The organism is uncultured Marinobacter sp., assembly GCF_963974375.1.
Taxonomy (GTDB): domain Bacteria; phylum Pseudomonadota; class Gammaproteobacteria; order Pseudomonadales; family Oleiphilaceae; genus Marinobacter.
This window is the reverse complement of record NZ_CAXBDN010000159.1, coordinates 1-10,035: the sequence shown is the minus strand read 5'-3', so window position 1 is coordinate 10,035 and position 10,035 is coordinate 1. Positions and strand designations below refer to the sequence as shown.

General features: G+C 59.6%; 7 protein-coding genes and 1 pseudogene. 2 read left to right on the top strand and 6 right to left on the bottom strand.

Annotated features, from left to right (window positions below; translation table 11 throughout):
• A pseudogene (locus AAC035_RS13550) lies at positions 1-405 on the top strand (EAL domain-containing protein); the annotation flags it as partial.
• On the opposite strand, the gene AAC035_RS13545 reads toward AAC035_RS13550, so the two are convergent.
• From AAC035_RS13545 to AAC035_RS13520, 6 genes are all read right to left on the bottom strand, one after another.
• The gene (locus tag AAC035_RS13545) at positions 375-2,162 is read right to left on the bottom strand and encodes an SLC13 family permease (RefSeq protein ID WP_339805044.1); all 1,788 of its coding nucleotides are present in this window, start codon (positions 2,160-2,162) and stop codon (positions 375-377) included. The pseudogene AAC035_RS13550 and the gene AAC035_RS13545 sit on opposite strands and share 31 nt — an antisense overlap.
• Before the next feature lie 133 nt (positions 2,163-2,295).
• The gene (gene parE, locus AAC035_RS13540; protein WP_339805042.1) at positions 2,296-4,191 is read right to left on the bottom strand and encodes a DNA topoisomerase IV subunit B; all 1,896 of its coding nucleotides are present in this window, start codon (positions 4,189-4,191) and stop codon (positions 2,296-2,298) included.
• 103 nt (positions 4,192-4,294) lie between these two features.
• The gene (locus AAC035_RS13535; protein ID WP_339805040.1) at positions 4,295-4,792 is read right to left on the bottom strand and encodes a protease complex subunit PrcB family protein; all 498 of its coding nucleotides are present in this window, start codon (positions 4,790-4,792) and stop codon (positions 4,295-4,297) included.
• On the bottom strand, positions 4,789-7,365 hold the full coding sequence (locus tag AAC035_RS13530; RefSeq protein WP_339805038.1) for a S8 family serine peptidase: 2,577 nt from the start codon (positions 7,363-7,365) through the stop codon (positions 4,789-4,791). Before AAC035_RS13530 ends, AAC035_RS13535 begins: the two co-directional genes overlap by 4 nt.
• Before the next feature lie 118 nt (positions 7,366-7,483).
• Positions 7,484-8,470 carry an NADPH:quinone oxidoreductase family protein gene (locus AAC035_RS13525; RefSeq protein ID WP_339805036.1) on the bottom strand — a complete coding sequence of 329 codons (987 nt, stop codon included), beginning with the start codon at positions 8,468-8,470 and terminating at the stop codon, positions 7,484-7,486.
• A 176-nt stretch (positions 8,471-8,646) separates the two neighbouring features.
• A complete protein-coding gene (locus tag AAC035_RS13520; RefSeq protein WP_339805034.1) occupies positions 8,647-9,216 on the bottom strand; it encodes a BLUF domain-containing protein in 570 nt (189 codons plus the stop codon).
• A gap of 170 nt (positions 9,217-9,386) precedes the next feature.
• On the opposite strand from AAC035_RS13520, the gene AAC035_RS13515 reads away from it, so the two are divergent.
• Positions 9,387-10,007: a trimeric intracellular cation channel family protein gene (locus AAC035_RS13515; RefSeq protein ID WP_339805032.1), complete on the top strand. Its 621-nt coding sequence runs from the start codon at positions 9,387-9,389 to the stop codon at positions 10,005-10,007.
• The last annotated feature ends 28 nt before the right edge of the window (positions 10,008-10,035 follow it).

Below are 10,035 nucleotides of genomic sequence, written 5' to 3'. Positions count from 1 at the left end.
CCCCGCCACTTCCGCACCGCCGCAGAACAACTGATCAAGGGCGCCAGCCTGGCCCAGGCCTGCACCAGCATTCTGGCTCACCATACGGTTTCCCGCTGCTACCTGATCGACCAGCGCGGCGTACAGATTGACGATACCCAGGTCTCGGAAGTCGGCGCCCGTATTCTGGACCCCCGTTACCGCCCCCTGGAAAACACCAGCAGCGCGGACTGGTACCGACAGAATTATCTGAAACAGGCGTTGGCCCAGCCCAACCGGATGCAGGTAACCAGTCCTTATCTGTCCATCACCGGTGTCTACATGTGCGTAACCCTGTCCCTGGGATTCCGGTTTGAGGGGGATCTGCGGGTGCTGTGCTGTGACATCCTGGCGGATCAGGGCCCGCTGGCCACCAATGGCACCTGATAGACCACAGTAATCACTGCAATGGTCACCAGACCAATCATCAGATTCATCGGAATACCCACTTTCAGGAAGTCGGTAAAGCGGTACCCACCGGGCCCGAAAACCATCATATTGGTCTGATAGCCCATGGGTGTGGCAAAACTGGCCGAAGCCGCCATCATCACCGCAATCACGAAGGGTTCCGCCGGCAAGCCCGAGGCCGCGGTTACGGACAGAACAATCGGCAGGATGACCACGGCTGCGGCATTGTTGGTAATCATTTCGGTCAGCACCGATACGGATACATACACCAGCGCCAGCATGAGTACCGGGTTGCCACCGCTCCAGCCGATAATCTGCATCGCCATGGCAGTGGCAGCGCTGGTGACCTGCAACGCCGTACCCAGGGCGAAGGAGGCCGCAATGGTCATCAACACCGGCACATCAATGGCCTTCTGAGCCTGACTCACCGAGCAGCAGCCGGTCAGAAGAATCAGCGCCGCTCCCAGCAGCGCGGCATTGAGCATACTGAGCGCGCCAAAGGCCGCCGAGGCCACCAGCACCAGCAGAATACCCCAGGCGAGCCAGGCCCGTTCGTGGCGCGGCGTCTGGGTCTCCAGATCGTTGATCAGCAGAAAATCCTTGTTGTAACGTTGACGACTGACAAACGCCGGCCTCGCTTCCAGCAGCAGCACATCCCCGGTTTTCAGGCGGATATTACCCAGATTGCCGGACACCCGTTCGCCGCCCCTTGCCACCGCCAATACCACGGCACCGTAGCGATCACGGAACCTGGCATCGCGAATGGTCATGTCGATCACATCCGACTGGGGAGACAAGGCTGCCTCTACCAGACTCCGCTCGGCGCGAACCTTGCTGAGCGCCGGTTCATCACCCTCCACCGAGGGCACAATGCCGTTGATTCGCAGTACGTCGGAAATGGCCTGGGTATCACCGGCAAACACCAGCCGGTCACCGCCACGCAGATGCTCTTCCGACGGCACTGCGGTGACCACACTGCCATCCCGTTCGATTTCCACCAGATAAAGGCTTTCCAGCTCCCGCAGGCCGGCCTCACCCACGGTCTTGCCCACCAGGGGACCGTTCATCGCAACCGCAACCTCGAGGGTAAATTCCCGCATCGAACCGAACTTCTGCTGATCCTTGCGATCCGGAAGAAAACGGGCGGTGAAGAAAATGATCAGCAGCAGGCCGACAATAGCCACCGGTAAACCAACGGCGGTGATGGAAAATATGGAAAAGCCAGCCTCTCCGGTCAGAGCCTGATATTGGCCATTCACCACCAGGTTGGTGCTGGTGCCGATCAACGTCAGCGTACCGCCAAGGATGGCTGCGTAACTTAACGGAATCATCAGCCGTGAAGGCGCCACACCGATCTTGCGGGACCAGGCGAGAATGGCAGGAATCATGGTGGCCACCACCGGCGTATTGTTCAGGAATCCGCTGAGCAATGCGGTAGGCAGAACAATCCTGGCCTGGGCGGAACGGGTGGTTTTGGGATTACGAAGCAAGTGGTTGACCAGCAGATCGACGCCGCCGGAATGGTGAATACCGGCTGCCACCACAAACATGGCGGCCACGGTGATCAGACCGCTGTTACTGAATCCGGCAAGGGCCTGGCTTGCATCGAGAATGCCGCTGGCGCTGAGAATGACCAGCACCCCCATCATCACCAGATGAGGCGCCACCCGACCGACACTCATGGTCAGCAACGCCGTAACGGCGAGGCTGACCGATAACCAGGCTTGCCAATCCATACACACCACCCCGAGAACTCAAGGGAGGCAGCATAGCGAAGCGGGTAATATCATAGAAAGAATAAAGAATGCTTTTAATAGCACCAGCAGGAATATATTACCGATCCGGCCCCGAGTCCGGACCGGACGATGCTCAGCCGGCTACATCCGCCATATTGCCATAGGCTTCCAGCCAGACCCGGCGGTCCGACGCCCGCTTCTTGCCCAGCAGCATGTCCATGCACTCCATGGTATCGTCGCCATCGGCAATGGTCAGCATCACCAGCCGGCGGGTGTCCGGGGCCATGGTAGTTTCCCGCAGCTGCAGTGGGTTCATTTCACCAAGGCCCTTGAAGCGGGTAACGGAAATCTTGCCCTTGCGCTTTTCCGCCGCCAGGCGGTCAATAATGCCCTGTTTTTCATGCTCATCGAGGGCGTAGAAGGTCTCCTTGCCCAGGTCGACCCGGTACAGCGGGGGCATGGCTACAAAGATGTGGCCGGCTTCGACCACCGGGCGGAAATGACGGACGAACAGGGCGCAGAGCAAGGTGGCAATGTGCAGACCGTCAGAGTCTGCATCCGCCAGGATACAGACCTTGTTGTAACGCAGCCCGTCGAGCTGGTCGGAGCCGGGGTCGACACCGATGGCCACAGAGATATCGTGAACCTCCTGAGACGCGAGGATTTCTCCGGAGTCCACTTCCCAGGTGTTCAGAATCTTGCCCCGCAGCGGCATCACCGCCTGGAACTCCCGGTCCCGGGCCTGTTTGGCTGAGCCTCCCGCCGAATCCCCTTCCACCAGAAACAGCTCGGACCGGTTGGTATCAGAGCCGGAACAGTCCGCCAGCTTGCCTGGCAGCGCCGGCCCGGAGGTGACCTTCTTGCGGGCCACCTTGCGGCTGGCCTTCAGCCGGCGCTGGGCATTGCTGATGAACAGCTCGGCGAGGGCTTCCGCCACCCCGGTGTGCTGATTCAGCCACAGGCTGAAGGCGTCCTTGACCACGCCGGACACAAACGCCGCTGCCTCGCGGGACGACAGCCGCTCCTTGGTCTGACCCGAAAACTGGGGATCCTGCATCTTGGAGGACAGCACATAGGCACAGCGCTCCCAGATATCCTCCGGAGACAGTTTGACGCCCCGGGGCAGCAGGTTGCGGAATTCACAGAATTCGCGAATGGCTTCCAGCAAGCCGGTGCGCAGGCCGTTCACATGGGTGCCGCCCTGGGCGGTGGGAATCAGGTTCACATAGCTTTCGGTCACTGACTCCCCACCTTCGGGGAGCCACTGGACTGCCCAGTCCACCTGCTCGGTATTACCGGCAAAGCGTCCGGTGAACGGATCCAGGGGAATCGCCTCGATGTCCGCCAGCGCCGAGCGCAGGTAGTCACGAAGACCATCCTCGTAATACCACTCGTCTTTCTCGCCCGTCTGTTCCTGGAGAAAAGTAACCGTCAGGCCCGGGCACAGCACGGCCTTGGCGCGAAGATTATGGCGCAGGCGGCTGACAGAGAATTTCGGGGAGTCGAAGTACTTCGGATCCGGCATAAAGTGCAGGCGGGTTCCGGTATTGCGTTTGCCAACAGTATCAATGGCCTGCAGTTCGGACGCCTTGTCGCCACTGGCGAATGTCATCCGCCAGAGCTGGCCGTCCCGCCTGATCAGCACTTCCAGATGGGTAGACAGCGCGTTCACCACCGATACGCCAACACCGTGCAGACCACCGGAAAAGCCGTAACTGCCCTCGGAAAACTTGCCGCCGGCGTGCAGCCGGCTGAGGATCAGTTCAACCCCGGGCAAACCCTCTTCCTTGTGAATGTCCACCGGCATGCCGCGGCCGTCATCTTCCACCGACAGGGAGCCGTCCTTGTACAGAACAACGTCGATCTTGCGGGCGTAGCCGGACAGCGCCTCATCCACACTGTTGTCGATCACTTCCTGGGCCAGATGGTTGGGCCGGCTGGTATCCGTGTACATCCCGGGCCGCTTGCGCACCGGATCAAGACCGCTGAGTACTTCAATCGAGTCGGCGTTGTAGGTGTTCTGGCTCATAAAGTGTGGCTGTCTCCGAAGTTGGCAGATCCATAATCTGCCCCTAGCTTAGGGATTCGCAGCCAAAGATCAACGTCTGATTGTCCGGAGCGTGTCCGGACGCTCAGCGGCGATAGACCATGCCCGGCAGGTTGGGACCGGATACCTCGACGCTGGTCCAGTCACGGGGACTGACAGCCAGTACCGCACAGGGTGTGGTCAGGGCCTGGGTCACCATGTCGCCGGGGGCCGGGGCCCGGGCTTCTGCGGTTATCTGAAGGACATCGCTGCGGATTTCCGATGACCGCAACACCACGCCATAGCCACCGGTGGGTTTCTGACCGAGCGCTACTACCAGCAGATGCTCACGACCAAAATCGTGATCCTCGAGGCCGCCGGCCGCCAGGGTCTGGCCCTGCAGCCGGGTAAAGTCGTCCAGCTCTTGCCGCGACGCCAGATAGACCAGACTCGGCGCTGTCAGCCCACAGTGGCCGGCGGCGGTTACCTGGCGGGCCAGGGGCGCGCCGTCGGCCGTAAGGTCGCGATTGGTGGCGCAACCTGCCAGAAAAATTAACGTCATCAGCCCTGGAACAAAAAAATCTCGAATGCTTCGAACTGTCATGGCAGCCTCCTCCCTGATCCGTTCTCCGCTGGCGGCGCACCGATACGACGGTAACCCTCAAATCCATAGCGGGGCAAGCCCAGCTCACGGACGGTGTCCCGCTGGAAGCTGGTATCAAGTCGAACCCCGCTCAGGTTCCGGTCGTCCACTACCAACGCCTCCGGCAAGCCATTGACCGGATATTCAGCACAGGCTTCACCGGATTCACAAATGTAGAGATTGTTGTCGAGGTCGGTACCCGCCACCAGATAGTATTCTCCCGGTGGCACGTTATTGAAGCTGAAGTTGTATTGGCCGTCTCTGGCCGTCACGGCCTGTTCCCGGACCGCCTCACCGGTCTCCAGGTCTACCAGCAACAGATAATGCCGACCGGCATTGCGATCCGCCAGCTCGTTAACCGGCATGATCATTACCGGAATATCCAGCACTCTGCCCTGCTCACCATAGGGGATCTGCACCGTACGACGGACCCCCTCCTCCGGCAGATCCAGGTCGCGCCCGATCTGGGCTCTGATAACAATGTCCGACGGCAACGGCTGCCCCACCGCGAGCCCGGCCGCTGGTTCAACCAGCTCCAGCGGTGCGGGAATTACCGCTTCTGCAGCCAATGTCAGCGCTTCGCTCCCGAACTGCCGCAGTTGTACCGTTACGGGTAACCCACTGGCAGGGAGCACCACAACGGCCGGGTCGGCATAGATTACATCCGACATGGAACCACCGGTCAGTACAGCATTAACGGCTTTGGCGGCGTTGATCTGGCCCGGGCTACAGTCCGGGCAGGCGGGCGTGGGATCGGTCAACACTCCCCCTTGCAACAACCGATTGAAATCAGCCGGGACGAGCTCCGGGTCCACTGACGTCATCAGGGCATAGACCCCGGCAACATGGGGTGCAGCCATTGACGTGCCCTGCTGGTCCGTGTAGGTCGGGGTAAATGCTCCGCCCTGCTCGCGACCGTAGGTACTGACAATCAACGAACCGATATTTGAATCGCCCCCCGGCGCGTAGACATCGACACCGGCGCCAAAATTCGAGTACCAGGTCCGCTCGCCCAGTGTATTGAGAGCCCCGACCCCAACCACGCTGGCAAAGCGTGCAGGGTAGGTTGCCCCGGACTCACCACTGTTGCCGGCGGCGGCAACCACCAGCTGTCCATTGGCGGAGGCCAGATCGACGGCTGCCTCCAAAGCAGTACTGGGGCCAAGTCCACCGAGGCTCAGGTTAATCACATGGACATCATCCCGGACCGCCGCGGCATTTATGGCGGCGATCAGGTCCGCCCCGGAACCAACACCATCTACCCCGGAATCGATCCGGGATCCCAGTACCCGATAGGGCAAAATTCTTGCGGCAGGTGCGACACCGACAACACCAATGTTGTTGTCCGCCGCCGCGATAATGCCAGCCACATGGGTACCGTGAAAACTGGTGCTCTGGGGCAGACCATTGGAGGGCGTGGCGGGGTTTGTATCCGGCCCCGTTTGGTTGTCCTGATCGTACAGTTCACTGACAAAATCAAGAAATACTGGCGCCAACGGCTCGCCAACCACATTGCCATTCAGATCCGGATGCCAGTTGCCAAAGCTGTTGGGCGAGGCCGAAAAAAGTCCGGTGTCCATCACCGCCACCCCGACGCCAGCGCCAGCGGTGGGAGCCAGTTGCCATGCCAGTGGCACGCTGATCTGGGCCAGATTAACCTGACGGCTGTATAGAGGATTGGTTTGAGGGGTGACCGCCTGGGTGCGGTACAGATAGTTCGGTTCCGCAGAGATACCCTGCTGCCGCAGGTCCCGGATCCAGTTGACCGTCTCGTTCCGGCGATCCTGACCCGCAACCGAGGCCGTTCTGAGAGACTGCGGACGACGGACGTGCAGCGTATTCTCAGCCAGCGGCCTGACAATATCCATGGACGCCAGCACGGATGCGGCCATGGTCCGGGCGGACCCGGGTTCCAGCATGACCACTGCCTCGCCCAGCAGCAGTTCCGGTTCCGTGTAGGCACCGCGCGCCTCGGTCGCCACCCCGGAGGGGTTGACCTGCAACACGTACCGCAGTGGCTCGGTGCCGGTGGTCCGCAGATGGATGACGCCACCGCCGGTTTCCTGCTGATAGGTATCGTGCACCAGCCCCGTATCTGCCTCTGCACACCGTTCGGTCCGACCCGGGAGGGTCAGACAGAGCTGCCCGATGTCCAGCCCCGCCTCTGACGGAAAGAACTGAACCAGCACCAGGTCACCGGCCTCAAAAGGACCGGTAAAATAATCATCGGTGTCTTGCGGATAATCCCCACCCTCCGGATAAGTTCCTGCCCCCCCGGACAGATAACCACCGACAATGCCTGGCACAGGCACAAACTGGGCAGTACCGGGCAAATTATTGGAGACGGAAGTCCGGTAGAGCGCATCGTCGGCGTTATCGCTGTCAACCCGGGTGCCGGCCTCAATGGAAATTGTGCCGCTGACGGTCACGCCCTCCTCCGAGCCACCACCGCCGCCACATCCACTTAACAACGATATCAGTCCCGTCAGAAGCAACAGTCGGGCAGGCACAGTAAAAACCGGGAAAGTAGGCATCAGTCAGGTTCCTGGCGAACAGTAGTGTACGGACGTTATTTACGAGAGCTTAACAGGAACAGTCTGGCGGGAGAGGAAAACCGGAGCACCGGGCGGCACTCCGGGGTAACAACTGTGATCAGCTTCCGACTTTGAGGACCACCTTGCCAGTCGCCTTGCGACCTGTCAGGGCGGCAAGTGCTTTCTCATAGTCTTCAAATTCAAACACTTCGCTGATGGTTGGCTTGATCTTGCCGTCGGCGAACAACTTCATCAGATCCACCATGTTCTGCTCATGGACGGCAGGCTCCTGCTTGGTAAACGCCCCCCAGAACACCCCAACCACGGAACAGCTCTTGAGCAGTGCCAGGTTGGCGGGGATTTTCGGGATTTCACCCGCGGCAAAACCGATAATCAGATGACGACCGTTCCACGCCATGGCCCGCAGGGCCTGCTCGGTGAAGGCACCACCGACCGGATCGTAGATCACATCGACGCCCTTGCCGCCGGTCATGTCCTTGATCATGTCCTTCAGAGGCTTGTCGGTATTGCCGTAGTTCAGCAATTCGTCAGCACCCGCTGCCTTGGCAACCTGCAGTTTTTCATCGGTGCTGGCGGCCGCAATCACGTGGGCGCCCATGGCCTTGCCCAGCTCGACGGTCGCCAGGCCGACTCCACCACTGGCACCCAGCACCAGCAGGCTCTCACCAGGCTGGATGTTGGCGCGCTGCTTGAGGGCGTGATAGGAAGTACCGTACACCATGGTGAAGGCAGAACCTTCCTCAAAACTCATACCTTCCGGCAGCGGCAGCAGGCGGCTCTCTTCCACCAGCATCTCTTCAGCAAAAGCACCGAAGCCGGTCATGCCGATGACCCGGTCACCGGGCTTGAAACGGGACACCTTGTCACCGACAGAAATAACTTCGCCCGCCATTTCACCGCCCGGGGAGAACGGCATTTCAGGCTTGATCTGGTATTTGCCTTCAATAATCAGGGTGTCCGGGAAGTTGAGGCCGGCAGCCTTGACACGCACTTTGACATTCAGGCCGGTGGGTTCGGGGCACTCGATATCCTCGATCACCAGTTTTTCGGCAGGACCGTACTCTTTACACAGAATTGCACGCATTTAATGCTCCGGGACTCTTGTTGTCAGGTTACTGGAATAGCAGAGTTATCCAGACACGCTAACCGCTGCCCGGTCATGAATCAAATAAAGATAGCTAATACTGCAATATCACTGTGATTAATTATACCAGTTACCCCCACAGCCTCTGTCGCCGGCCAGGCCGGTGGGCCTGAGGGTCAGAGCAGGAGCACACCACCAATAACCAGAGCCGCTACCAGACTGACTCCCGCTGCAACCAGGCCATAGCGAACGCCGGGGGTAAAGACTTCCCCGACCGGCCCCGCTGTTCCCATAGCGACACGGTTGCCGTAACCGCCGGTTTCGCTGGCATTGCGGATCAGGCCTATCATTTTCTCACACATCCGGTCACTGAACTTCGCCGGTTCAAACCGGTCGAGGCCCTCGGATTTCAGAAGCCGGCTGACGTCCTCAGCCATGGGCACGTATTTCATTGTCCAGTTGCTGAAGGTAACCTCACTGAGAGGCTCCATTATCAGTGTTTTGACGTTGCGATGCCGGGTGTCCTTGCGAATCACATCGTAAACATCCCGAATGGCATCTTCGTCCCCCTCCAGGTACTGGAAAAACTGGTTGTTGCCATAGTAAAGCCCGCCCACAATTCCCCGGCGTGGATTATTGCGACGGGACACCATCAGGATACGGGCGACGTTGGGTTCAACTCCTGCCTCAGAAGGCTGGGGGCTGAAGGTGGCTTCACTGGCGTAGGCCATGCGGATCAGTGCCATGGGGACACTCCCTTAAAAACTTGAAAGAATCATCAGGCTGCCCTCCAGCCCGATCAAATGTATCTGTTTAATACAGGTTAACCCGGTAAACGGATCAGTCCACCGGATGATTCCTGCACAACTTTCGGCTATGCTTCGCGCACCCTGAACCAGTACCCCCGGATACCCCGATGTTTGACATTATCTATGTACTCGAGATGATCGGTATTGTGGCCTTTGCCATCTCCGGCATGATTGTCGCCCGGCAGAAAAATATGGATCCGGTGGGCGTATTCACCACCGGCTTTGTCACTGCTCTCGGGGGAGGTACCCTGCGGGATCTGATGATGGACAATCATCCCCTGTACTGGATCAGTCATCAGGAACTCCCCATACTGATCCTCGCCATGGCGGTGGTCTTCAGCTATTCCGGGGTTATGGCCAGGCTCAAAGAGTCCAGAATCGTGTTCCCGGACGCCATTGGTCTGGGTATCTTCTCCATTCTGGGCGCCCAGCTGGCCCTGGATCTCGGTCACTCCTGGTTTATTGCGTCACTGCTGGGCGTGATGACCGGTACCTTCGGCGGTGCTCTGCGGGACACACTGTGTAACGAAGTACCCTACATATTCCGTAAAGACCAGATTTACGCTTCCATATCCTTTGCCGGTTGCTGGCTGTACTTCGTCTGCCAGTGGGCCCTTGAGAGCGAAACCCTGGCCCTGTCCATAGGGCTGCTGTTCATCGTCATTGTGCGCCTGGCCGCGGTACGATTTGATATCCGCCTGCAGCGGGACGCCGCCGCCCCGCACTGATCCGGCTGCGGCCCTCCAGTTCGTCTTG

Excerpts from the sequence above, each read along its gene's own strand:
- AAC035_RS13545 (WP_339805044.1), bottom strand. The coding sequence starts at position 2,162 with ATGGATTGGCAAGCCTGGTTATCGGTCAGCCTCGCCGTTACGGCGTTG.
- AAC035_RS13515 (WP_339805032.1), top strand. The coding sequence starts at position 9,387 with ATGTTTGACATTATCTATGTACTCGAGATGATCGGTATTGTGGCCTTT.
- parE (WP_339805042.1), bottom strand. The coding sequence starts at position 4,191 with ATGAGCCAGAACACCTACAACGCCGACTCGATTGAAGTACTCAGCGGT.
- AAC035_RS13535 (WP_339805040.1), bottom strand. The coding sequence starts at position 4,792 with ATGACAGTTCGAAGCATTCGAGATTTTTTTGTTCCAGGGCTGATGACG.
- AAC035_RS13525 (WP_339805036.1), bottom strand. The coding sequence starts at position 8,470 with ATGCGTGCAATTCTGTGTAAAGAGTACGGTCCTGCCGAAAAACTGGTG.
- AAC035_RS13530 (WP_339805038.1), bottom strand. The coding sequence starts at position 7,365 with ATGCCTACTTTCCCGGTTTTTACTGTGCCTGCCCGACTGTTGCTTCTG.
- AAC035_RS13520 (WP_339805034.1), bottom strand. The coding sequence starts at position 9,216 with ATGGCACTGATCCGCATGGCCTACGCCAGTGAAGCCACCTTCAGCCCC.